Raw genomic sequence first — 22,033 nt, 5'->3', positions numbered from 1 at the left:
GGCGCGGGAATGCCGGGGTGCTCTCCCAAGTGAAATACTTTCGAGAGGTTTAAAAGATGGGGCAAGTGTCACAATCACATGATTTAGGGGGCGGGCTGAAATCACGCCACGTCACCATGTTATCTATTGCCGGGGTTATCGGTGCAAGTCTGTTTGTAGGTTCAAGCGTAGCCATTGCAGAAGCAGGACCTGCGGTATTGCTGGCCTATCTGTTCGCCGGATTACTGGTGGTGATGATTATGCGCATGCTGGCCGAAATGGCCGTTGCCACCCCTGATACCGGTTCCTTTTCTACTTACGCCGACAAGGCTATCGGGCCGTGGGCTGGTTATACCATCGGCTGGCTGTACTGGTGGTTCTGGGTATTGGTGATCCCACTGGAAGCTAATATTGCCGCCATAATACTGCACTCATGGATCCCGGGCATTCCTGTCTGGCTGTTCTCGCTGGTTATCACGCTGGCGTTAACCGGCAGTAATCTGCTGAGCGTCAAAAATTACGGTGAGTTCGAGTTCTGGCTGGCGCTGTGCAAAGTGATTGCCATTCTGGCATTTATCGCCCTGGGCGCGGCAGCGATTAGCGGTTTCTATCCCTACGCTGAGGTCAGTGGAATTTCACGGCTGTGGGATCACGGCGGCTTTATGCCTAACGGTTTTGGCGCGGTGCTCAGCGCGATGCTGATAACCATGTTCTCCTTTATGGGCGCGGAGATTGTTACCATTGCCGCCGCGGAGTCCGACACCCCGGATAAACACATCGTGCGCGCCACGAACTCGGTTATCTGGCGTATCTCTATTTTCTATCTGTGCTCAATTTTCGTGGTGGTGGCATTGATCCCGTGGAACATGCCGGGGCTTAAAGAGGTTGGCTCTTACCGCTCGGTGCTGGAATTACTGCACATCCCGCACGCGAAACTGATCATGGACTGCGTCATTTTACTGTCGGTAACCAGTTGTCTGAACTCTGCGCTGTATACGGCATCCAGGATGCTCTACTCCCTGAGCCGTCGTGGAGATGCCCCAGCTTTTATGGGCAAAACTAACCGTAGCAAAACACCTTATGTCGCGGTGCTGCTGTCGACTGGGGCTGCTTTCCTCACCGTGATCGTCAACTATTATGCGCCAGCAAAAGTGTTTAAGTTTCTGATCGACAGCTCTGGCGCCATCGCGCTGCTGGTCTATCTGGTGATTGCTATTTCCCAGCTCCGGATGCGCAAGATCCTGCTGGCACAAGGCGGTGAAATTAAGCTGAGAATGTGGCTCTATCCGTGGCTGACCTGGCTGGTCATCGCCTTTATTATCTTTGTATTAGTGGTGATGCTCTTTCGCCCGGCGCAACAGCTGGAGGTTATCTCAACCGGGCTGCTCGCCATCGGGATTATTTGCACCGTACCAATTATGTCACGCTGGAAAAAACTGCTATCGTGGCAAAAAGCACCGTTGCAAAATACGCATTAAATCCGTTCCCGGCACAGGCCGGGAAACCTTTTCAGGAGTATGACCATGACCGCCATTTCCCAACCGACGGCCATTGACGGGTACCGCTGGCTCAAAAACGACATCATCCGTGGTGTGTATCAGCCTGATGAAAAACTGCGAATGAGCCTGCTGACCTCGCGCTATGAACTGGGAGTCGGGCCGTTGCGCGAGGCGCTTTCGCAACTGGTGGCAGAACAGCTGGTCACGGTGGTCAATCAGAAAGGGTATCGTGTGGCATCGATGTCAGAGCAGGAGCTGCTCGATATTTTTGACGCCCGCGCTAATACGGAGGCGATGCTGGTGAGTCTGGCAATTGAGCGCGGCAACGACGCCTGGGAAGCAGAGATTCTGGCGCGGGCACATATGCTGAGCAAGCTTGAAGCTGTTGACGCCAGCGAGCAGATGCTGGATGAGTGGGATCAGCGACATCAGGCGTTTCACACGGCAATTGTTGCCGGGTGCGGTTCACACTATTTGCTGCAAATGCGCGAACGGTTGTTCGATCTCGCAGCACGCTACCGGTTTATCTGGCTGCGTAAAACGGTGCTATCCGTTGAAATGCTTGAAGACAAACACGATCAGCATCAGACGCTTACCGAAGCAATTATGGCGCGCGATGCAGAGCGCGCCAGCGAATTAATGCGCCAGCACCTGCTGACGCCAATTCCTATTATTCAGCAGGCCATGTCCGGAAAACTTCTGACGGAATAAACCTGTTCTTCTTTACTCTTCCGGAATACGTAAAACCTGCCCGGGATAGATTTTATCCGGGCTTTTCAGCATCGGTTTATTCGCCTCGAATATCTTATTGTACAGGTTAGCATTACCATAAACCTGTTTCGAAATAGCGCTCAGCGTGTCACCGGACTTCACCGTATAAAACTGACTTTCATTCGCCGGCGCAGAAGTTTTGACCTGGTCATCCACACTACCAATACCGGAGATATTACCGATCGCGATCAGAATTTTTTCTTTCGCTTCCTGGCTTAACCCATCTCCAGAAACGGTCGCCTTACCTTCGGCAATTTGGACGTTCACTTTATCTGCATCTGGAATACCGGTTTTACTCAGGTGTTCCTGCACCTTTTTCGCCAGTTCGTCACCACCATGATTTCCTGTGACCGCATCCCAGAGTTTTTCACCCGCATCTTTCACAAAATTGAAGAGACCCATATTCACCTCGGTTATTAACAATCAACACCAAGAAGTGTAGCAGAGGGGAAGGATCGATCAGGAAAGCGGCGCAGATGCGCCGCAATAGTGGAAAAGATTAGTTACGCGTCTGTACCCAGAATGCATGAATAAGACCGGGGATGTAACCCAGCAGTGTCAGTACGATATTGAGGATAAACGCCCAGCCAAATCCTTTCCCCAGCAGTACACCAAGCGGAGGCAAAATAATAGTTAAAACAATTCTCCAGAAACCCATACACACTCCATACAAGCAAAAAATTAATCATTGTGTATACCCAAAATAATTTGAGTTGCAGCCAGGCGGCAAAAGAGTGAGTCCCGATGAGCTTGCTCTTGCAAGTGATTCGGGTGAGCGACAAATCTGTCAGAAACAGATTTGAGCGCTACGGAACAACCGCCCGTAAGGCGAGACTCATGGATGAGTCGTGTAACTCGTAGCCAACGCGCATGCAACTTAAGTATGACGGGTATAAAAAGAGATTTCGTCTCTAAGCATAACCAGTGTACTCAACTCTGCCAGCCCACCCCTGCGGTTTTACCCTCCTTTACTCTCTTTACGCTGGCGTACGATGATTGTTTATTTTAGAATGTGCTTAATTTAGAACTCACTTAAATAACTATGACTGAACTTGAACAACTCCAGGCCAGCGCTGAAAAAGCGGCCGCCCTGCTCAAAGCGATGAGCAATCCGAAACGGTTGCTGATTTTGTGCATGCTCAGCGGTTCACCGGGTACCAGCGCGGGTGAATTAGCCCGCATTACCGGCTTGAGTCCTTCCGCGACCTCCCAACATCTGGCGCGAATGCGCGAGGAAGGTCTGATAGAAAGCCAGCGAGATGCTCAGCGCATCCTCTATTTCATTAAAAATGCGGCGGTGAATTCACTTATCGCCACATTAAAAACACTGTATTGCCCATAAGGAACCATCATGACCATTGGGATAATTTCCCCGCGCGAAGCACAGGCGCTCCTGGCACAAGGGGCAAAACTGATTGATATCCGTGATGCAGATGAGTATCTGTACGAGCATATCCCAGAGGCGCAACTGGCCCCGCTATCCACCCTGGAACAGAACTCACTACCCACAAATTTGCGGGCCGAGCGCATTATTTTTCACTGCCAGTCGGGCAAGCGCACACAAAACGCCGCAGCCAAATTGCATGCCACCGCCGCGCCTGCACAGGTATGGCTGCTTGAGGGCGGAATCGACGGCTGGAAAGCTGCAGGTTTGCCGGTAACAAAAGATAACTCACAGCCGTTGCCGCTGATGCGTCAGGTGCAGATTGCGGCTGGTAGCCTTGCCTTACTCGGCGTCGTTCTCGGTTACACGGTCAACAGCGGCTTCTTCTTACTCAGCGGTTTTGTCGGCGCTGGTCTGGTTCTTGCTGGCGTTACCGGCTTTTGTGGCATGGCACGGCTACTGGATAAAATGCCGTGGAACCGACGTACTCATTAAGCGGTAATAACCGAAACAGCGCTGTACCCGCCAATTGACGTGCTCTATGGTGGGCCATGTGATAAAGAAAGGAGCGCAGTATGTTTAAACCTGGCGATTTGGTGCAACCGCGTATGGGCGGACCAAAACTGAAAGTTGTCGAAGTGAATGGCGATCAGATTGTGGCCGTACAAGCCAGTAACGAAAGCGGTGAGAAATTCACACTGAAAGCTGCTGATGTTACGCGATATTCCGAAGACGGTGATTTCGGCGTTTGCTGAAATAAGCGGTGAGGATCTCCTCACCGCATTGCTATCAGATTAAAAAATCGTCGAGAGATTTACCAGCAGCCAGTGCCTGAGCAATGGGCTTCGGTGTACGTCCTTGTCCGGTCCATGTTTTCGTTTCACCATTGGTATCAGTAAAATGATATTTCGCCGGACGCGGTTGGCGTTTTTTTCCGCCCCGTGACGTGGTTGGCACCATACTCAGCAACTCTTCTGGATTAATTCCATCAGCTTGCATCAGCGCCAACAACGTATTAATTTTTTCCTGCTGCTCTGCACGCTGACGCTGTAACTTTTCTTCTTCATCGCGTCTTTCTTTGGTAACTACCCTGAATTTTTCCAACATATCTTCAAGAACCTCGATGGAAAATTCACGGGCCATAGAACGCAGTGTGCGGATATTATTTAAGTTTTTTAACATTAAGCTCATATTAATAAAACCTCTTTAACGCAGAAATCAAAAACAGTAATACGGCAGGAAGTGTATTCGATTGTTTTTTCTATTTCCAGTATATTTTGTCGCAAAGTATTAAGCTAACAACGTTTCTTATTATTTACCTGTTGGTACGGGTGAGTCGATTTTCCGATATTTTATATAACGTGAGTATTAAAATAAATATGGCTAACGGCCTCTTAAATCATATACCCACAATACAGAAAATCACAACGTACAGTCAGGTCTGGCAGACATACCCAACATCAATTCACATTCAGAAAGGAGCTCAAAAAATTCAGAAAAACAAGTCAAAATAAGACATTGATTTAAAAGAGTTTTAACCAATACAGCAACGAAAATGCCAAAACGAACAAAAAACGAACCAACACAGAGCATTTTATCGACAAAAAGACAATAAATAAAAATTTTAAGCTAGTTGCCAGTTATTATGTAGCCATATATCCTATTAAAACGCGAAAGCAGCAAGATAAAACACTAGTTAAAAGGTATTCAAAACCTTTTCTTCCCTTTTTACAAGGAGCATTAACATGTTCTCTCCGCAGTCACGCTTGCGTCATGCTGTAGCAGACACGTTCGCGATGGTTGTTTATTGTTCTGTCGTGAACATGTTGATCGAAGTATTCCTCTCTGGAATGACCTTTGAACAATCGCTTTCTTCCAGACTGGTGGCTATCCCTGTTAACATTCTGATCGCCTGGCCCTATGGTATGTACCGTGATTTATTCATGCGCGCGGCGCGTAAAGCCACGTCAGCCGGATGGGCTAAAAATCTGGCAGATGTGCTGGCGTATGTAACGTTCCAGTCTCCGGTATATGTCGTTATTCTGTTGACGGTTGGCGCTGACTGGCATCAGATTACAGCTGCAGTAAGTTCAAACATCGTGGTATCAATGCTGATGGGGGCTGTGTATGGCTACTTCCTTGATTATTGCCGCCGCCTGTTTAAAGTCAGCAGCTATCACCAGGCTAAAGCCTAAATACATCTTCTTCGCGACTGGCATCGCCAGTCGCGCCTTTAGTTCGAACTCACGTCACCAAACAACCCATTTAAATAACGCTCAAGCGCAACACGCGAGCTAAAGCCGTGCGGAATACCATAATGTTCATGGGTTTCTCCCGCTAAATAAAGCGGAAATTGCTGATAGTGATCGCAGGTTTTAATATCTGTTGCGGGATCAGCCAGCGATGAACTGCGCTCTTTTAGCGTGGGATGGATAACTAAAGCGGTACGTCCCATGCGTGCTTCCCGGTTAACGTACACATAATTTTCACCACGTCGATAACCGTAAGCTTTCTGTGTGACTACATCGACGGTAAAGCCCACTTTTTCAAGTACGCGCGCCACCTCATCTGGTCGTAAATACATATTATTTTCCTCGTTATCTTTTACTGCGGGCTTACCTTACCTGATTCAGCATTAGCAACGCTTTCAGAAAAGTCCATAAAGAAGTGAATATGACGGGATAAATATCTACAGAACGACTGACAATCAGGCCATTGCCAGCCGAAGTTGATATGCGGCCTGCTGCGCCATTTCCACAGATCTAATATTGGTAAATGACAGCAGTATTCCGCCCTTTCCTGTCGATGTTATTCGCCAATCAGTTAAAGCCTGAACTGCCAGACCCGCGAGGTTAGCTTTACGTACTAATACTGTGTCCTCTCCGCTAACCGACATCACCAGTTGGATCCCGCCGTCCTGAGGAACTACGGTAAATCCTTGCTCTGTCAGCGCAGTTTCCATCCATTGACGTCGTTGAGCGTAATGTTGTCGCATCTTCTTCAGATGCCGCCAGAAATACCCCCCGTGGATAAAATCAGCCAGCGTTTGTTGCCATAAAACCGGAACACTACAGGCCGTTAGCGCCGCTTGCTGGCGGAACCGCGACACCTGAGTCAGGGGGACCACCAGCCATGCCGTGCGCAGTGCAGGAAACAGCGATTTACTGAACGTTCCGGCATAAATAACCCGCTGTGGCGCATCCAGGCTTTTTAGCGGTGGCAACGGTTTTCCGTGGTAGCGAAATTCACTGTCGTAGTCATCTTCAATGATCCATGCCTGCGCACGGGCGGCCCACTCTAGCAACTGATGTCGACGGGCTAACGAAAGCGATACCCCCAGCGGACTTTGGTGAGCTGGCGTGAGGAGCGCAAAGCGCGCATGTGGATAGTCACGGATCCCGACGTACACATCCAGTCCCTCTTCATCGACCGGAACAGGCATCATTTCAACCCTTTCCTGCGCCACTACTGGCCTGATTAACGGAAAACCCGGATCCTCTACCCACATTCCCTCACCAGGTTTTGCCAGAGCGCGCAGGATTAATGTCATCGATGCCGCATATCCAGAAGTAATAAACACCTGCTCCGGCAGGCACTCAATGCTGCGTGAAACGCGCAGATAATCGACAATAGCCTGGCGTAACGTCAGTTCACCGCAAACATCTCCCAGCGCAAGGTCAAAACGCGTCTGTGTGCGCAAACGCCGCCCCATTACCCGCGCCCAGGTTTCCCGGGGGAAAAGATCGAGAGCGGGCAGCCCCATCTGAAACAACTGCGGCGTTGGACTTTCTCCGGCGTATACAACAGGGGCAGCAGACGTTGTATCCAGCCGCAGTTGTCCACTCACAAACGTTCCGGCCTGGCCACGTCGCACAAGCCAGCCCTGAGCCACCAGCTCAGCGTATGCATTTTCCACCGTCGAACGTGACACGCCCAGCTCCTGAGACCATGTACGGCTGGAGGGTAATCTTGCGCCAGGCTTAAGTTCACCTTTCTCAATAGCGGTTTTTAACTGGCGGGCGATTTGCTGGTAGCGTGGCATTTATGGTCTGCTTTTTTAGTGAAAATATGGCTCTCTTTTGCAGACCATTATAGTGCTACATTGCTGGTCATCCAAACGAGGAGAAATACCATGACTATGTTACGCCAGCCCTACTATGAACTCAGCCCTGAAGTCTATAACGCCCTGGTTCAGGCCAGCAAAGCGCTGGAAAACTGCGCTCTGGACACCACGCTGACGGAACTGATTTATCTGCGCATTTCACAAATTAACGGCTGTGCATTTTGTCTGGAAATGCACAGTAAAGCGCTGCGCAAATCTGGCGTTGAACAAACCAAGCTGGACGCACTGGCGGGATGGCGTGTAAGTCATCATTTCAGTGAGCAGGAACGTGCGGCACTGGCGTGGGCCGAGTCTGTCACACACATAGTCACAACTCATGCCGAAGATGATGTTTATCTGCCGCTGCTTGACCATTTTAGCGCCAAAGAGATTAGCGACCTGACATTCGCAATTAGCCTGATGAATTGCTTTAACCGCCTGGCGGTAAGCATGCGTATGTAATTGCGGGCTGCCCGATAAACCGCCTTATCGGGCCTCTCCATGCTTGTCAGTAAGCCCGAGAAGCGTAGGCATCGGGCAATTTATACGTCACTCATCCTCTTCCCCCGCTCCGCTCGTTACTCTGAACACTTTCAATCTAAAATTCCCATATCTTGTATGGTTGAATCTTTTTAAAACTACATCTAGTATCTTCTGTATCAAGACACACACAACCCGACGCCTGTTATCGCGCCGTTCTTTTATTTTTAGATGGAAATACGAATCATGCGCATTATTATTTACACTCGCAACAACTGTGTTCAGTGCCATGCCACTAAGCGGGCAATGGAAAACCGCGGATTTGATTTTGAAATGGTGAATGTCGATCTGATGCCTGACATGGCAGACACGCTGCGTGAACAAGGTTTTCGTCAGTTACCGGTGGTAGTCGCAGGTGAAACCAGCTGGTCAGGATTCCGCCCGGATATGATTAACCGCCTGCGCCCGCAACCCCATGTGGCCAGCGCATGAATACCCTCGTCTACTTCTCCAGCAGCTCCGAAAATACCCATCGCTTTATGCAGCGTCTGGAGATGCCCGCTATTCGTATCCCACTTAATGAGCGCGAACGAATCCGGGTAGACGAACCTTACATTTTAGTCGTGCCGTCTTACGGCGGCGGCGGTACGGCTGGTGCGGTCCCACGGCAGGTGATCCGCTTTTTAAACGATACGCACAACCGGGCATTAATACGCGGCGTGATCGCCTCCGGCAATCGCAATTTCGGCGAAGCCTATGGCCGCGCGGGTGAGGTTATCTCACAAAAATGCGGCGTGCCGTGGCTCTATCGCTTTGAGCTGATGGGAACGCAAAGCGATATCGACAATGTCCGAAAAGGAGTGAGTGAATTTTGGCAACGACAACCGCAGAACGCGTAATCCCGCAAACGCTGGACTACCACGCCCTTAACGCCATGCTGAATCTGTACGATAAAGCCGGGCGGATTCAATTCGATAAAGACCATCAGGCGGTGGACGCTTTTATTGCTTCCCACGTCCGGCCCAACTCGGTGGTGTTTGCCAGCCAGGATGAGCGTCTGAATACGCTGATCCGTGACGGTTATTACGACGAAAGCGTTTTAACTCGCTACGATCGCGCTTTCGTGGTGAGGCTTTTTGACCACGCCCACGCCAGAGGATTCCGCTTCCAGACCTTCCTCGGCGCATGGAAGTACTACACCAGCTATACGCTAAAAACCTTTGACGGTAAGCGCTACCTTGAAGATTTTGCGGATCGTGTGACCATGGTGGCGTTAACGCTGGCGCAGGGTGACGAAACGCTCGCCATGCAGCTTACCGATGAGATGCTCTCCGGGCGCTTTCAGCCTGCTACACCGACATTTTTGAACTGCGGTAAACAACAGCGCGGTGAACTGGTCTCCTGCTTCCTGTTGCGAATTGAAGACAACATGGAGTCAATTGGACGGGCGGTAAACTCCGCGTTGCAACTCTCCAAACGCGGCGGTGGCGTGGCGTTTTTGCTCTCTAACCTGCGGGAAGCTGGTGCACCTATTAAGCGCATTGAAAATCAGTCTTCCGGTGTGATCCCGGTAATGAAAATGCTGGAGGACGCATTTTCTTATGCTAATCAACTGGGTGCACGTCAGGGTGCGGGGGCCGTGTATTTGCATGCACATCACCCGGATATTCTGCGTTTTCTCGATACCAAACGCGAAAACGCCGATGAAAAAATTCGCATCAAAACGCTCTCTCTCGGCGTGGTGATCCCGGATGTCACCTTCCGTCTGGCCAAAGAAAATGCGCAGATGGCGCTGTTTTCCCCTTATGACGTGGAGCGCATTTACGGCAAACCGTTTGGTGATATCGCAGTCAGTGAACACTATGACGAACTGGTTGCTGATGTGCGCGTGCGCAAAAGCTACATTAATGCCCGCGATTTCTTCCAGCGGCTGGCGGAAATCCAGTTTGAGTCAGGCTACCCGTACATCATGTTTGAAGACACGGTGAATCGTGCCAATCCGATTGCCGGACGCATCAATATGAGCAACCTGTGCTCCGAGATTTTGCAGGTCAATAGTGCCTCGACGTACGACGAAAATCTTGACTATGTGCAGATCGGACACGATATCTCCTGCAACCTCGGCTCGCTCAACATCGCTCACACTATGGATTCACCGGACTTTGGTCGCACGGTTGAAACAGCGGTTCGCGGCTTAACCGCGGTCTCTGATATGAGCCATATCCGCAGCGTGCCGTCTGTTGAAGCCGGAAACAACGCCTCACATGCCATTGGCCTCGGACAGATGAACCTGCATGGTTATCTGGCGCGAGAAGGCATTGCCTACGGTTCACCTGAAGGGCTGGATTTTACTAATCTCTATTTTTACACCATCACCTGGCATGCGCTGAACACATCGATGAAACTAGCCCGCGAACGCGGTAAAACCTTTGCCGGATTCAAACAGTCCCGTTACGCCAGCGGCGAATACTTTACGCAATATCTGCAGGGCGACTGGCAACCGAAAACCGACAAAGTCCGCGCGTTATTTGCCCACAGCGGCATTACATTACCGACGCGCGAAATGTGGTCACAACTGCGTGACGATGTGATGCGCTACGGCATCTATAACCAGAATTTACAGGCCGTTCCACCGACCGGCTCTATCTCCTACATCAATCATGCGACCTCAAGTATCCACCCGATTGTGTCGAAGGTGGAGATCCGTAAAGAGGGTAAAACCGGGCGCGTTTACTACCCGGCCCCGTTTATGACCAACGACAATCTGGACATGTACCAGGATGCTTACGAAATCGGTCCGCAAAAAATCATTGATACCTACGCCGAAGCGACACGACATGTCGATCAAGGTCTTTCACTGACGCTATTTTTCCCTGATACCGCCACCACCCGCGATATCAATAAAGCGCAGATCTATGCCTGGAAAAAAGGGATCAAATCGCTGTACTACATCCGACTACGCCAGCTGGCGCTGGAAGGCACTGAAATCGAAGGCTGCGTGTCATGCGCACTGTAAGGAGAGCAGGATGAGATTAAATCGCATAAGTGCCATCAACTGGAATAAGATCCAGGATGATAAAGATCTCGAGGTATGGAACCGCCTGACCAGTAACTTCTGGCTGCCGGAAAAAGTCCCGCTGTCGAATGATATCCCTGCCTGGCAGACGCTGAATGCGGCCGAGCAGCAACTGACCATTCGCGTATTTACCGGGCTGACGCTACTCGACACCATTCAGAATATTGCGGGTGCGCCAACGTTAATGCAGGATGCACTAACCCCGCATGAAGAAGCCGTGTTGTCGAATATCAGCTTTATGGAGGCGGTACACGCCCGGTCATACAGCTCTATTTTCTCCACTTTATGCCAGACCCAGGATGTGGATGCAGCCTATGCCTGGAGTGAGGAAAACGCCCCTCTCCAGCGCAAAGCACAAATCATTCTTGAACATTACGCCAGCCATGATCCGCTGAAGAAGAAAATTGCCAGCGTATTTCTGGAATCTTTCCTGTTCTATTCCGGTTTCTGGTTACCAATGTATTTCTCCAGCCGTGGCAAGCTGACCAATACTGCTGATTTAATCCGTCTGATTATTCGTGACGAAGCGGTACATGGTTATTACATCGGTTATAAGTATCAAAAAGGTCTGGAGGCCATTACAGAATCGGCACGCGAAGAACTGAAGAATTTTGCGCTCGATCTGTTAATGGAGTTGTACGATAACGAAGCACGCTATACGGAAGAGCTCTACGCAGAAACGGGTTGGGTGGAGGACGTCAAAGCATTCCTTTGTTACAACGCCAATAAAGCGTTAATGAACCTGGGCTATGAGGCGTTATTCCCGGCTGAAATGGCGGATGTAAATCCGGCGATCCTCGCCGCACTGTCACCTAATGCCGACGAAAACCACGATTTCTTCTCCGGTTCGGGGTCGTCCTATGTAATGGGAAAAGCCGTCGAAACCGAAGACGACGACTGGAACTTTTAACACACATTATTGCGGAGAATATCCGACTGTTTTCCGCAATAATATTTTAACTGCATCACACAATTATGCATATGTGATCTACACTCAATCTTAGTCACATTATTCGTCTGCATTTCAACAATTCAGACGTCTTTTCGGTGTTCCTTACAAAAAATATCATCTTGCTGTTATCAGCGCTCAGCCCTTATATCATGGGAAATCCCGCCTCCTGGCCTTCGGCAATATTCATGCCATTAACAAATTCAGGGTTGTCTCAGATTCTCAGTATGTTAGGGTAGAAAAAGGTAACTATTTCCATCAGGTAATATATCGATATAAACAAATAACAGGAATCATTCTATTGCATGGCAATTAAATTAGAAGTTAAAAACCTCTATAAGATATTTGGCGAGCATCCACAGAGAGCGTTCAAATATATTGAAAAAGGACTTTCAAAAGAGCAAATTCTGGATAAAACAGGGCTATCGCTTGGCGTTAAAGACGCCAGTCTGGCCATTGAAGAAGGCGAGATATTTGTCATCATGGGATTATCCGGCTCGGGTAAATCCACAATGGTACGCCTTCTCAATCGCCTGATTGAACCCACCCGTGGACAGGTACTGATTGATGGCGTAGATATTGCCAAAATATCAGATGCCGAGCTTCGCGAGGTGCGCAGAAAAAAGATTGCGATGGTTTTCCAGTCCTTTGCATTGATGCCGCACATGACGGTACTGGACAATACAGCATTCGGTATGGAATTAGCCGGTATTGCCGCAGATGCTCGTCGTGAAAAAGCGCTGGATGCGCTACGCCAGGTCGGATTAGAGAATTACGCTCACGGTTATCCGGATGAGCTTTCCGGTGGTATGCGCCAGCGTGTTGGCCTTGCCCGTGCATTAGCCATTAACCCTGACATCTTATTAATGGATGAAGCTTTCTCAGCGCTCGATCCGTTAATTCGAACTGAGATGCAGGATGAACTGGTAAAACTGCAGGCGAAACATCAGCGTACCGTGGTCTTTATTTCCCATGATCTTGATGAAGCTATGCGCATTGGCGACAGAATTGCCATTATGCAAAATGGCGAGGTGGTACAGGTCGGTACACCGGATGAGATCCTGAATAATCCGGCAAATGATTATGTGCGCACTTTCTTCCGTGGTGTTGATATAAGCCAGGTATTCAGTGCGAAAGATATTTCACGCCGTAGCCCTGAGGGCTTAATTCGTAAAACACCAGGCGTAGGTCCACGATCGGCCCTGCAATTATTGCAGGATAAAGATCGTGAATATGGTTACGTAATTGAACGCGGTAATAAATTCATTGGCGTCGTCTCCATCGACTCATTAAAAGCAGCCTTAAGCCAGTCACAAGGTATTGAAGCAGCTTTAATTGACGAACCGTTAGCTGTAGATGCACAAACCCCTCTGAGCGAGTTGCTTTCTCATGTTGGTCAGGCGCCATGCGCCGTACCGGTTGTCGATGAGGAACAGCAGTATGTGGGCATTATTTCAAAACGCATGCTGTTACAGGCTTTAGATCGCGAGGGGGCAAACAATGGCTGATCAAACGAATCCGTGGGATACCACACCAGCGGCCGATAGCGCCGCACAATCCGCTGATGCCTGGAGTACGCCGTCTGGTGCGCCAGCCGACGGAGGCAGCGCAGACTGGCTGACCAGCGCACCCGCACCAGCGCCTGAACATTTCAACATTATGGATCCCTTCCATAAAACGCTGATCCCACTGGATAGCTGGGTTACCGAAGGGATTGACTGGGTAGTAACCCATTTCCGTCCTGTCTTCCAGGGCATTCGTGTTCCGGTAGATTACATCCTTAATGGCTTCCAGCAGCTGCTGCTGGGTATGCCTGCACCTGTAGCGATTGTTCTTTTTGCACTGATCGCATGGCAGATTTCCGGCGTCGGGATGGGTGTTGCCACCTTAATCTCATTGATTGCTATTGGCGCAATTGGCGCATGGTCGCAGGCGATGATAACCCTGGCACTGGTACTGACCGCGCTGCTGTTTTGCGTGGTGATCGGTCTGCCAATGGGAATATGGCTGGCGCGTAGTCCCCGAGCGGCAAAAATTGTTCGCCCCCTGCTGGATGCAATGCAAACCACGCCTGCGTTCGTCTATCTGGTGCCGATTGTTATGCTGTTCGGTATCGGCAACGTACCGGGGGTAGTCGTGACGATTATCTTCGCCCTGCCGCCAATCGTGCGTCTGACCATTCTGGGGATTAACCAGGTGCCAGCCGATCTGATTGAGGCCTCGCGCTCATTTGGCGCCAGTCCGCGTCAGATGCTGTTTAAAGTACAGCTGCCGCTGGCGATGCCGACCATCATGGCGGGGGTTAATCAGACACTGATGCTCGCCCTTTCCATGGTCGTTATCGCTTCGATGATAGCGGTCGGTGGGCTTGGTCAGATGGTCCTGCGTGGTATCGGTCGTCTGGATATGGGACTGGCTACCGTCGGTGGGGTCGGGATTGTTATCCTCGCCATTATTCTGGATCGTCTGACACAGGCTGTCGGTCGCGACTCGCGTAGCCGCGGTAACCGTCGCTGGTACACCACCGGACCTGTCGGGCTTTTCACCCGTCCTTTCATTAAGTAATTCACCCATTGCCCGGTGGCATTGCGCTCGCCGGGCCTGAAACTCATAAACTTTGCACAAAATCATTTAAGTTGCACCGCGGCAGCAAACGAATGTATCCCGGAAGCGTACAAACAGTATGTGACGAGTACATAAGTGCAGCCAACAAAGAGTCAGCTTGAAAGATGAAGTGTAATAAGGAACAACGATGCGACAGAATATAATCCTTGCCACAACGTTTGCCACCCTTGTCTCTACCAGCGCTTTCGCTGCCGACCTGCCGGGCAAAGGCATCACTGTACAACCTATCCAGAGCACCATCTCTGAAGAGTCCTTCCAGACGCAACTGGTCAGCCGCGCGCTGGAAAAACTGGGGTATACCGTCAACAAAGCGAGTGAAGTTGACTACAACGTCGGCTACACCTCCATTGCCTCTGGCGATGCGACTTTTACCGCCGTGAACTGGCAGCCGCTGCATGATGATATGTATGCCGCAGCAGGCGGAAATAAAAAGTTTTATCGCGAGGGGGTATTCGTAACAGGTGCGGCGCAAGGGTATCTGATCGACAAGAAAACCGCTGAGCAGTACAAAATCACCAATATCGCCCAACTGAAAGATCCGAAGATTGCCAAAATTTTTGATACCAATGGCGACGGTAAAGCCGACATGATGGGCTGTTCACCAGGCTGGGGCTGTGAAGCCGTTATCAACCACCAGAACAAAGCATTCGATCTGGAAAAAACGGTCGATGTCAGTCACGGTAACTACGCGGCGATGATGGCCGATACCATTACCCGCTTTAAGGAAGGCAAACCGATCCTCTACTACACCTGGACACCGTACTGGGTGAGCGACGTAATGAAGCCGGGCAAAGATGTGGTCTGGTTGCAGGTACCGTTCTCTTCCCTTCCGGGTGAGCAGAAAGATATTGATACCAAACTGCCAAACGGCGCTAACTACGGCTTCCCGGTAAACACTATGCATATCGTTGCTAACAAGGCGTGGGCCGAAAAAAACCCGGCGGCGGCAAAACTGTTCGCGCTGATGAAGCTGCCGCTGGCAGATATCAACGCGCAGAACGCGATGATGCATGACGGTAAATCTTCTGAAGCAGACGTACAGGGCCACGTTGATGGTTGGATTAAAGCCCACCAGCAGCAGTTTGACGGTTGGGTGAAAGAAGCGCTGGCCGCGCAGAAGTAATTCCCCTTTATGCCGGATGGCGGCGCGACGCCACCATCCGGCCTGGTAACCAGCGCACTTCTCTCCCTTCCCCATAACCGCACAATCTATCACCTAACAAATCTGCAACATGTAGCTGCTTCCGTTATGATTGTTTTCTGAAACCCATTATTCAGTTGAAAACAATGACTAAAACCACTCATGGACTTAGCCCGTCGCTGATCCTTTTAATGTCCATCGCAACCGGTCTGGCCGTTGCCAGTAACTACTACGCGCAACCGCTACTCGACACCATTGCGCGTAACTTTTCGTTGTCGGCCAGTACTGCGGGCTTTATCGTCACCGCCGCGCAGCTTGGTTATGCTGCAGGCCTGCTGTTTCTGGTGCCGCTTGGCGATATGTTTGAACGTCGGATGCTCATTGTCTCCATGACGCTATTAGCGGCTGGCGGCATGTTAATTACCGCCAGCAGTCAGTCATTGACAATGCTGATCCTCGGTACGGCGCTGACCGGACTCTTTTCCGTGGTGGCACAAATTTTGGTTCCGCTGGCGGCAACGCTCGCCACGCCGGACAAGCGCGGCAAAGTCGTTGGCACAATTATGAGTGGTCTGTTGCTGGGCATTCTGCTGGCGCGTACCGTCGCCGGATTACTGGCCAATCTGGGCGGCTGGCGCACTGTGTTTTGGGTGGCGTCGGTACTGATGGCGCTGATGGCTATCGCGCTGTGGCGCGGCCTGCCGAAGATGAAATCTGAAACCCATCTCAACTATCCGCAACTGTTAGGTTCCGTCTTCAGCCTGTTTATCCACGACAAGCTGCTGCGTACCCGTGCGATGTTGGGCTGCCTGACCTTTGCCAACTTCAGTATTCTCTGGACATCAATGGCCTTTTTGCTCGCCGCGCCGCCATTTAACTATTCAGAAGGCATGATCGGTCTGTTTGGTCTGGCAGGTGCTGCCGGTGCGTTAGGCGCTCGCCCGGCTGGGGGATTTGCCGATAAGGGCAAATCACATCTCACGACCACCATCGGTCTGTTATTACTGTTATTCTCCTGGCTGGCTATCTGGTTCGGGCATACATCAGTGCCAATGCTGATTATCGGAATCCTGGTGCTGGATCTCACCGTGCAGGGTGTTCATATCACCAACCAGACGGTTATTTATCGCATCCATCCGGATGCGCGTAATCGGCTGACTGCCGGATACATGACCAGCTATTTTATTGGCGGAGCGGCAGGTTCGCTGATTTCTGCTTCTGCCTGGCAGCATGCCGGCTGGGCTGGCGTTTGCCTGGCGGGTATGACCGTTGCCGTACTCAACCTGCTGGTCTGGTGGCGAGGTTTTCACCGCCAGGAAGCCGTAAATTAAGCGGATACAGCTCGTTTATCTCTGATTAAGCTCCTCAGGGTGTTAAGGAGCTCATCAGTCTGCTAAGGTTATAACTCATTGAGCCAGGTTATTTTAATTTCGGTAATGAAGCCTATAATCCTATGGAAAGCCCTGTTCCCCAGTCTGACCCCAGCCCGGCAACGTTAACGGAAGGGGTCAAAGACAGCCTGCCGATAGTCATCAGTTATATTCCGGTCGCATTTGCATTTGGTCTCAATGCAACTCGCCTGGGCTTTACTCCCGTTGAAAGCCTCTTTTTCTCCTGCATTATTTACGCGGGAGCCAGTCAGTTTGTCATCACCACCATGCTCGCCGCAGGAAGCTCACTGTGGATCGCCGCGCTTACCGTGATGGCAATGGATGTTCGCCACGTTCTGTATGGCCCTTCCCTGCGTAGCCGTATCGCCCGACGACTCAGCAAACCCAAAAGCGCGCTGTGGGCCTTTGGCCTCACCGATGAAGTGTTCGCTGCTGCAACGGCAAAGCTGGTACGGGATAACCGGCGCTGGAGTGAAAACTGGATGATCGGCATTGCGCTGTGCTCATGGATTTCCTGGGTATTCGGCACGATTATTGGCGCATTTTCTGGCAGTGGTTTACTGAAGGACTTTCCGGCGGTCGAAGCGGCTCTCGGATTTATGCTCCCGGCTCTGTTTATGAGCTTTCTGCTCGCCTCTTTCCAGCGTACACAGGCGCTATGCGTCACAGCGGCATTAGCCGGAGCGCTGACGGGGGTAATATTGTTTTCTATCCCCGTCGCGATCCTGGCAGGCATTGTCTGCGGATGCCTGACGGCGCTCATACAGTCATTCTGGCAAGGGGGTCCTGATGAGCTATGAGGTTCTGCTGCTCGGCCTGTTGGTCGGTGGCGTCAATTACTGTTTTCGCTATTTGCCACTCCGTCTGGGGATGGGAAATGTTCGCCCGACTAAACGCGGCGCGACAGGCATACTACTCGACACTATCGGCATTGCATCAATTTGCGCCCTGCTGGTGGTGTCTACCGCACCAGAAGTGATGCACGACGCCCGTCGGTTTGTGCCTACACTGGTGGGGTTTATTGTACTGGGCGCAAGTTTCTATAAAACCCGAAGCATCATCATTCCGACATTGTTGAGTGCTCTGTGCTATGGATTAGCATGGAAAATGCTGGTTGTTTTATAGATAAAAATAATCATTTTAATTAAATAATACATTTACTTTATTTGTCACTGTCGTTACTATATCGGCTGAAATTAATGAGGTTATACCCAAATGGATAGTTCGTTTACGCCCATTGAACAAATGCTAAAATTTCGCGCCAGCCGCTACGAAGAGTTCCCTTATCAGGAAGTTCTTCTCACTCGTCTTTGCATGCATATGCAGGGCAAGCTGCTGGAAAACCGCAATAAAATGCTGAAAGCTCAAGGGATTAACGAGACATTGTTTATGGCGTTGATTACGCTGGAGTCTCAGGAAAACCACAGTATTCAGCCTTCTGAACTGAGTTGCGCGCTTGGCTCGTCGCGGACTAACGCCACCCGCATCGCGGATGAGTTAGAAAAACGTGGCTGGATCGAACGTCGCGAAAGCGATAACGATCGCCGCTGTCTGCATCTGCAATTGACCGAGAAAGGCCATGCATTTTTGCAGGAAGTATTACCGCCTCAGCATAGCTGCCTGCATCAACTCTGGTCCTCTCTCAGCGCCACCGAAAAAGATCAGCTTGAGCAAATCACTCGTAAGCTTCTGACCCGTCTTGATCAGATGGAACAAGATGGCACGGTATTAGAAGCGCTGCGCTAATGCGCTGACTCGCTCAAAAATCCAGATTTATAAATGAAAAACCGACAGGCCAGCACGTCATACTGCTGGCCTTTCTGATAAACAGGTCGGCTCAGCCGATGTGAAAAAAATAAGATCGTGGAGAACAACATGAGCGCAAATGCGGAGACTCAAACCCCGCAGCAACCGGTCAATAAGAATGGCAAACGTAAAAGTGCGCTGCTCCTTCTGACCTTGCTCTTTATTATCATTGCCGTGGCATATGGGATTTATTGGTTTTTAGTACTGCGTCATATCGAAGAGACTGACGATGCCTACGTGGCAGGGAACCAGGTTCAAATCATGGCTCAGGTATCAGGCAGCGTGACGAAAGTCTGGGCTGATAACACTGACTATGTCAAACAAGGCGATGTGCTGGTCACACTCGACCAGACGGATGCTAAGCAGGCATTTGAAAAAGCCAAAACTGCGTTGGCCTCCAGCGTGCGCCAGACGCATCAGCTGATGATCAACAGCAAACAGCTACAGGCCAGCATTGAAGTGCAAAAAACGGCACTGGCCCAGGCCCAGAGCGACTTTAATCGCCGGGTTCCACTGGGTAATGCCAACCTGATTGGTCGCGAAGAGCTGCAACATGCCCGCGATGCCGTCGCCAGTGCTCAGGCTCAGCTTGATGTCGCAATCCAACAATATAATGCGAACCAGGCGATGATCCTCGGAAGCCGACTGGAAGATCAGCCTGCCGTACAACAGGCAGCCACCGAAGTGCGTAATGCCTGGTTGGCGCTTGAACGTACCAAAATCGTCAGCCCGATGACCGGTTATGTTTCCCGCCGTGCCGTGCAGCCTGGCGCGCAGATTAGCCCGACCACGCCGCTGATGGCGGTCGTACCAGCCACTAACCTGTGGGTGGATGCAAACTTTAAAGAAACGCAATTAGCCCATATGCGTATCGGCCAACCTGCTACGGTTATCAGTGATATTTACGGCGATGACGTTAAATACACTGGTAAAGTTGTCGGCCTGGATATGGGGACAGGCAGCGCCTTCTCCCTGTTACCTGCACAAAACGCGACCGGTAACTGGATCAAAGTGGTACAGCGCCTGCCGGTTCGCATCGAGCTGGATGCGCAGCAACTGGCGCAGCATCCACTGCGTATTGGTTTGTCTACGCTGGTTACGGTAGATACCTCAAATCGTGACGGACAGATTCTGGCAAGCCAGGTCCGTACGACACCGGTAGCTGAAAGTAATGCACGTGAAATCAACCTTGATCCGGTCAATAAGATGATCGAAGAGATCGTGCGGGCCAACGCGGGTTAATTCAAAGGTGCGTGTGATGCAACAGCAAAAACCGCTGGAAGGCGCGCAGCTCGTCATCATGACGATCGCGCTTTCCCTGGCGACATTCATGCAGGTGCTGGACTCCACCATTGCGAACGTGGCGATCCCCACTATCGCCGGGAACCTGGGCTCTTCGCTGAGCCAGGGGACCTGGGTGATCACCTCTTTCGGTGTGGCGAATGCTATCTCCATCCCGATCACCGGCTGGCTGGCAAAGCGCTTTGGCGAAGTCAGACTCTTCATGTGGTCTACCATTGCCTTCGTTATTGCGTCATGGGCATGTGGGATGTCCAACAGCCTGACCATGCTGATTTTCTTCCGTGTGATTCAGGGGATTGTCGCCGGCCCGTTAATTCCACTGTCACAAAGCCTGTTACTGAATAACTATCCTCCTGCCAAGCGGTCTATCGCCCTGGCACTTTGGTCGATGACGGTGATTGTCGCGCCTATTTGTGGCCCGATTCTCGGGGGCTACATCAGCGACAACTATCACTGGGGCTGGATATTCTTCATTAACGTGCCGATCGGCGTTGTGGTGGTGTTGATGACGCTGCAAACCCTGCGTGGTCGGGAAACTCGTACCGAACAACGGCGCATTGACGCGATTGGTCTGGCACTGCTGGTTATCGGTATCGGCAGTTTGCAGATCATGCTCGACCGCGGCAAAGAGCTGGACTGGTTTGCCTCGCAGGAGATTATCATCCTGACGGTAGTCGCCGTAGTGGCCATCAGCTTCCTGATTGTCTGGGAGCTCACCGACGATAACCCAATTGTCGACCTCTCCTTGTTTAAGTCGCGAAACTTTACCATCGGCTGTTTGTGTATCAGCCTGGCCTATATGCTCTACTTCGGTGCAATCGTCCTGTTGCCACAGCTGTTGCAGGAAGTCTACGGATATACTGCGACCTGGGCGGGCCTGGCATCCGCACCGGTTGGGGTGATTCCGGTGCTCCTGTCGCCGATTATTGGTCGCTTCGCGCACAAGCTGGATATGCGTCGACTGGTTACGTTCAGCTTTATTATGTACGCCGTCTGTTTTTACTGGCGTGCATGGACGTTCGAACCTGGTATGGATTTTGGCGCGTCAGCCTGGCCGCAGTTTATTCAAGGGTTCGCCGTGGCCTGCTTCTTTATGCCACTGACCACTATCACGCTGTCAGGTTTACCACCTGAGCGTCTGGCGGCGGCATCAAGCTTGTCTAACTTTACGCGAACACTGGCGGGTTCTATCGGAACGTCGATTACAACGACAATGTGGACTAACCGTGAATCGCTCCATCACGCGCAGTTGACGGAGTCAGTCAACCCATACAACCCTAACGCACAGGCTATGTATGACCAGTTGCAGGGGCTGGGGATGACCCAGCAGCAGGCTTCCGGCTGGCTGGCGCAGCAAATTACTAACCAGGGCCTGATTATTTCTGCTAACGAAATCTTCTGGATGTCGGCGGGGATTTTCCTGGTGCTGCTCGGGCTGGTCTGGTTTGCCAAACCGCCATTTGGCGCGGGCGGGGGGGGTGGCGGTGCGCACTAACAGAACGTAAAAAGGGCCCGTGTGGGCCCTTTT

25 protein-coding genes are annotated in these 22,033 nt (G+C 51.1%); 20 read left to right on the top strand and 5 right to left on the bottom strand.

The window, feature by feature from the left end; all coding sequences use genetic code 11:
* Positions 1–56: 56 nt before the first annotated feature.
* Together gabP and csiR are read left to right on the top strand one after the other, a co-directional pair.
* A complete protein-coding gene (gabP, locus tag LG384_RS22855) occupies positions 57–1,457 on the top strand; it encodes a GABA permease (RefSeq protein WP_045446526.1) in 1,401 nt (466 codons plus the stop codon).
* Positions 1,458–1,502: 45 nt separating this feature from the next.
* On the top strand, positions 1,503–2,189 hold the full coding sequence (csiR, locus tag LG384_RS22850; RefSeq protein WP_225761562.1) for a DNA-binding transcriptional regulator CsiR: 687 nt from the start codon (positions 1,503–1,505) through the stop codon (positions 2,187–2,189).
* 12 nt (positions 2,190–2,201) lie between these two features.
* Here the strand turns inward: csiR and lysM are convergent, their stop codons facing one another.
* Together lysM and LG384_RS22840 are read right to left on the bottom strand one after the other, a co-directional pair.
* Positions 2,202–2,651, bottom strand: coding sequence for a peptidoglycan-binding protein LysM (gene lysM / locus LG384_RS22845; RefSeq protein ID WP_045446532.1), 450 nt, complete (start codon positions 2,649–2,651; stop codon positions 2,202–2,204).
* A 97-nt stretch (positions 2,652–2,748) separates the two neighbouring features.
* Positions 2,749–2,907, bottom strand: coding sequence for a YqaE/Pmp3 family membrane protein (locus LG384_RS22840; protein ID WP_045446535.1), 159 nt, complete (start codon positions 2,905–2,907; stop codon positions 2,749–2,751).
* A 384-nt stretch (positions 2,908–3,291) separates the two neighbouring features.
* Here LG384_RS22840 and LG384_RS22835 point away from each other — a divergent pair, with 384 nt between their 5' ends.
* The 3 genes from LG384_RS22835 to LG384_RS22825 all read left to right on the top strand — a co-directional run bounded on the left by LG384_RS22835 (position 3,292) and on the right by LG384_RS22825 (position 4,388).
* Positions 3,292–3,591 carry a helix-turn-helix transcriptional regulator gene (locus tag LG384_RS22835; RefSeq protein ID WP_225761561.1) on the top strand — a complete coding sequence of 100 codons (300 nt, stop codon included), beginning with the start codon at positions 3,292–3,294 and terminating at the stop codon, positions 3,589–3,591.
* A gap of 9 nt (positions 3,592–3,600) precedes the next feature.
* Positions 3,601–4,128, top strand: a complete 528-nt coding sequence (locus tag LG384_RS22830) for a rhodanese family protein (protein ID WP_045446541.1) — start codon at positions 3,601–3,603, stop codon at positions 4,126–4,128.
* Positions 4,129–4,208: 80 nt separating this feature from the next.
* Positions 4,209–4,388 (top strand): hypothetical protein, encoded by a 180-nt coding sequence (locus LG384_RS22825; protein ID WP_045446544.1) that lies wholly within the window; start codon positions 4,209–4,211, stop codon positions 4,386–4,388.
* A 34-nt stretch (positions 4,389–4,422) separates the two neighbouring features.
* Here LG384_RS22825 and stpA read toward each other — a convergent pair whose 3' ends face one another.
* Positions 4,423–4,824, bottom strand: coding sequence for a DNA-binding protein StpA (stpA, locus tag LG384_RS22820; RefSeq protein WP_225761560.1), 402 nt, complete (start codon positions 4,822–4,824; stop codon positions 4,423–4,425).
* A gap of 554 nt (positions 4,825–5,378) precedes the next feature.
* On the opposite strand from stpA, the gene alaE reads away from it, so the two are divergent.
* Positions 5,379–5,828, top strand: coding sequence for an L-alanine exporter AlaE (gene alaE, locus LG384_RS22815; protein ID WP_045446551.1), 450 nt, complete (start codon positions 5,379–5,381; stop codon positions 5,826–5,828).
* 38 nt (positions 5,829–5,866) lie between these two features.
* Here alaE and LG384_RS22810 read toward each other — a convergent pair whose 3' ends face one another.
* On the bottom strand, positions 5,867–6,217 hold the full coding sequence (locus LG384_RS22810; protein ID WP_045446554.1) for a DUF2002 family protein: 351 nt from the start codon (positions 6,215–6,217) through the stop codon (positions 5,867–5,869).
* A gap of 123 nt (positions 6,218–6,340) precedes the next feature.
* Positions 6,341–7,675, bottom strand: a complete 1,335-nt coding sequence (locus LG384_RS22805) for a PLP-dependent aminotransferase family protein (protein WP_200012339.1) — start codon at positions 7,673–7,675, stop codon at positions 6,341–6,343.
* A gap of 90 nt (positions 7,676–7,765) precedes the next feature.
* Between LG384_RS22805 and LG384_RS22800 the strand changes: the two genes are divergently transcribed.
* The 14 genes from LG384_RS22800 (at position 7,766) to emrB (ending at position 22,000) form a co-directional block, all read left to right on the top strand.
* Positions 7,766–8,197, top strand: a complete 432-nt coding sequence (locus LG384_RS22800; protein ID WP_048220704.1) for a carboxymuconolactone decarboxylase family protein — start codon at positions 7,766–7,768, stop codon at positions 8,195–8,197.
* A 264-nt stretch (positions 8,198–8,461) separates the two neighbouring features.
* On the top strand, positions 8,462–8,707 hold the full coding sequence (gene nrdH / locus LG384_RS22795) for a glutaredoxin-like protein NrdH (RefSeq protein ID WP_048220703.1): 246 nt from the start codon (positions 8,462–8,464) through the stop codon (positions 8,705–8,707).
* Positions 8,704–9,114 (top strand): class Ib ribonucleoside-diphosphate reductase assembly flavoprotein NrdI, encoded by a 411-nt coding sequence (nrdI, locus tag LG384_RS22790; RefSeq protein ID WP_045446567.1) that lies wholly within the window; start codon positions 8,704–8,706, stop codon positions 9,112–9,114. The genes nrdH and nrdI overlap by 4 nt, the downstream gene beginning before the upstream one ends.
* Positions 9,087–11,231, top strand: coding sequence for a class 1b ribonucleoside-diphosphate reductase subunit alpha (nrdE, locus tag LG384_RS22785; RefSeq protein WP_225761559.1), 2,145 nt, complete (start codon positions 9,087–9,089; stop codon positions 11,229–11,231). The genes nrdI and nrdE overlap by 28 nt, the downstream gene beginning before the upstream one ends.
* Before the next feature lie 10 nt (positions 11,232–11,241).
* Positions 11,242–12,201 carry a class 1b ribonucleoside-diphosphate reductase subunit beta gene (nrdF, locus tag LG384_RS22780; protein ID WP_225761558.1) on the top strand — a complete coding sequence of 320 codons (960 nt, stop codon included), beginning with the start codon at positions 11,242–11,244 and terminating at the stop codon, positions 12,199–12,201.
* A gap of 344 nt (positions 12,202–12,545) precedes the next feature.
* Positions 12,546–13,748, top strand: coding sequence for a glycine betaine/L-proline ABC transporter ATP-binding protein ProV (proV, locus tag LG384_RS22775; protein WP_045446575.1), 1,203 nt, complete (start codon positions 12,546–12,548; stop codon positions 13,746–13,748).
* Positions 13,741–14,805: a glycine betaine/L-proline ABC transporter permease ProW gene (gene proW, locus LG384_RS22770; protein ID WP_045446578.1), complete on the top strand. Its 1,065-nt coding sequence runs from the start codon at positions 13,741–13,743 to the stop codon at positions 14,803–14,805. Before proV ends, proW begins: the two co-directional genes overlap by 8 nt.
* Positions 14,806–14,992: 187 nt before the next feature.
* Positions 14,993–15,988, top strand: coding sequence for a glycine betaine/L-proline ABC transporter substrate-binding protein ProX (gene proX, locus LG384_RS22765; RefSeq protein WP_200012345.1), 996 nt, complete (start codon positions 14,993–14,995; stop codon positions 15,986–15,988).
* A gap of 164 nt (positions 15,989–16,152) precedes the next feature.
* A complete protein-coding gene (locus LG384_RS22760) occupies positions 16,153–17,337 on the top strand; it encodes an MFS transporter (protein WP_045446584.1) in 1,185 nt (394 codons plus the stop codon).
* 122 nt (positions 17,338–17,459) lie between these two features.
* Positions 17,460–18,197 (top strand): AzlC family ABC transporter permease, encoded by a 738-nt coding sequence (locus LG384_RS22755; RefSeq protein WP_225761557.1) that lies wholly within the window; start codon positions 17,460–17,462, stop codon positions 18,195–18,197.
* Positions 18,187–18,522, top strand: a complete 336-nt coding sequence (gene ygaH, locus LG384_RS22750; protein ID WP_045446590.1) for an L-valine transporter subunit YgaH — start codon at positions 18,187–18,189, stop codon at positions 18,520–18,522. The genes LG384_RS22755 and ygaH overlap by 11 nt, the downstream gene beginning before the upstream one ends.
* A 90-nt stretch (positions 18,523–18,612) precedes the next feature.
* Entirely contained in the window at positions 18,613–19,143 is a 531-nt protein-coding gene (gene mprA / locus LG384_RS22745) for a transcriptional repressor MprA (protein ID WP_045446593.1), read from the top strand.
* A 129-nt stretch (positions 19,144–19,272) separates the two neighbouring features.
* On the top strand, positions 19,273–20,445 hold the full coding sequence (gene emrA, locus LG384_RS22740) for a multidrug efflux MFS transporter periplasmic adaptor subunit EmrA (protein WP_045446596.1): 1,173 nt from the start codon (positions 19,273–19,275) through the stop codon (positions 20,443–20,445).
* A 16-nt stretch (positions 20,446–20,461) separates the two neighbouring features.
* Positions 20,462–22,000 carry a multidrug efflux MFS transporter permease subunit EmrB gene (gene emrB / locus LG384_RS22735; RefSeq protein WP_045446599.1) on the top strand — a complete coding sequence of 513 codons (1,539 nt, stop codon included), beginning with the start codon at positions 20,462–20,464 and terminating at the stop codon, positions 21,998–22,000.
* Positions 22,001–22,033 lie beyond the last annotated feature (33 nt).

The organism is Citrobacter sp. Marseille-Q3906 (assembly GCF_916618775.1).
GTDB classification, from domain to species: domain Bacteria; phylum Pseudomonadota; class Gammaproteobacteria; order Enterobacterales; family Enterobacteriaceae; genus Citrobacter; species Citrobacter murliniae.
The sequence above is the reverse complement of the archived record's forward strand: the minus strand, read 5'-3'. Positions and strand labels throughout refer to the sequence as shown.

Coding starts and splice junctions, on each gene's coding strand:
- gabP (WP_045446526.1), top strand. CDS start 57: ATGGGGCAAGTGTCACAATCACATGATTTAGGGGGCGGGCTGAAATCA.
- csiR (WP_225761562.1), top strand. CDS start 1,503: ATGACCGCCATTTCCCAACCGACGGCCATTGACGGGTACCGCTGGCTC.
- lysM (WP_045446532.1), bottom strand. CDS start 2,651: ATGGGTCTCTTCAATTTTGTGAAAGATGCGGGTGAAAAACTCTGGGAT.
- LG384_RS22840 (WP_045446535.1), bottom strand. CDS start 2,907: ATGGGTTTCTGGAGAATTGTTTTAACTATTATTTTGCCTCCGCTTGGT.
- LG384_RS22835 (WP_225761561.1), top strand. CDS start 3,292: ATGACTGAACTTGAACAACTCCAGGCCAGCGCTGAAAAAGCGGCCGCC.
- LG384_RS22830 (WP_045446541.1), top strand. CDS start 3,601: ATGACCATTGGGATAATTTCCCCGCGCGAAGCACAGGCGCTCCTGGCA.
- LG384_RS22825 (WP_045446544.1), top strand. CDS start 4,209: ATGTTTAAACCTGGCGATTTGGTGCAACCGCGTATGGGCGGACCAAAA.
- stpA (WP_225761560.1), bottom strand. CDS start 4,824: ATGAGCTTAATGTTAAAAAACTTAAATAATATCCGCACACTGCGTTCT.
- alaE (WP_045446551.1), top strand. CDS start 5,379: ATGTTCTCTCCGCAGTCACGCTTGCGTCATGCTGTAGCAGACACGTTC.
- LG384_RS22810 (WP_045446554.1), bottom strand. CDS start 6,217: ATGTATTTACGACCAGATGAGGTGGCGCGCGTACTTGAAAAAGTGGGC.
- LG384_RS22805 (WP_200012339.1), bottom strand. CDS start 7,675: ATGCCACGCTACCAGCAAATCGCCCGCCAGTTAAAAACCGCTATTGAG.
- LG384_RS22800 (WP_048220704.1), top strand. CDS start 7,766: ATGACTATGTTACGCCAGCCCTACTATGAACTCAGCCCTGAAGTCTAT.
- nrdH (WP_048220703.1), top strand. CDS start 8,462: ATGCGCATTATTATTTACACTCGCAACAACTGTGTTCAGTGCCATGCC.
- nrdI (WP_045446567.1), top strand. CDS start 8,704: ATGAATACCCTCGTCTACTTCTCCAGCAGCTCCGAAAATACCCATCGC.
- nrdF (WP_225761558.1), top strand. CDS start 11,242: ATGAGATTAAATCGCATAAGTGCCATCAACTGGAATAAGATCCAGGAT.
- proV (WP_045446575.1), top strand. CDS start 12,546: ATGGCAATTAAATTAGAAGTTAAAAACCTCTATAAGATATTTGGCGAG.
- proW (WP_045446578.1), top strand. CDS start 13,741: ATGGCTGATCAAACGAATCCGTGGGATACCACACCAGCGGCCGATAGC.
- proX (WP_200012345.1), top strand. CDS start 14,993: ATGCGACAGAATATAATCCTTGCCACAACGTTTGCCACCCTTGTCTCT.
- LG384_RS22760 (WP_045446584.1), top strand. CDS start 16,153: ATGACTAAAACCACTCATGGACTTAGCCCGTCGCTGATCCTTTTAATG.
- LG384_RS22755 (WP_225761557.1), top strand. CDS start 17,460: ATGGAAAGCCCTGTTCCCCAGTCTGACCCCAGCCCGGCAACGTTAACG.
- ygaH (WP_045446590.1), top strand. CDS start 18,187: ATGAGCTATGAGGTTCTGCTGCTCGGCCTGTTGGTCGGTGGCGTCAAT.
- mprA (WP_045446593.1), top strand. CDS start 18,613: ATGGATAGTTCGTTTACGCCCATTGAACAAATGCTAAAATTTCGCGCC.
- emrA (WP_045446596.1), top strand. CDS start 19,273: ATGAGCGCAAATGCGGAGACTCAAACCCCGCAGCAACCGGTCAATAAG.
- emrB (WP_045446599.1), top strand. CDS start 20,462: ATGCAACAGCAAAAACCGCTGGAAGGCGCGCAGCTCGTCATCATGACG.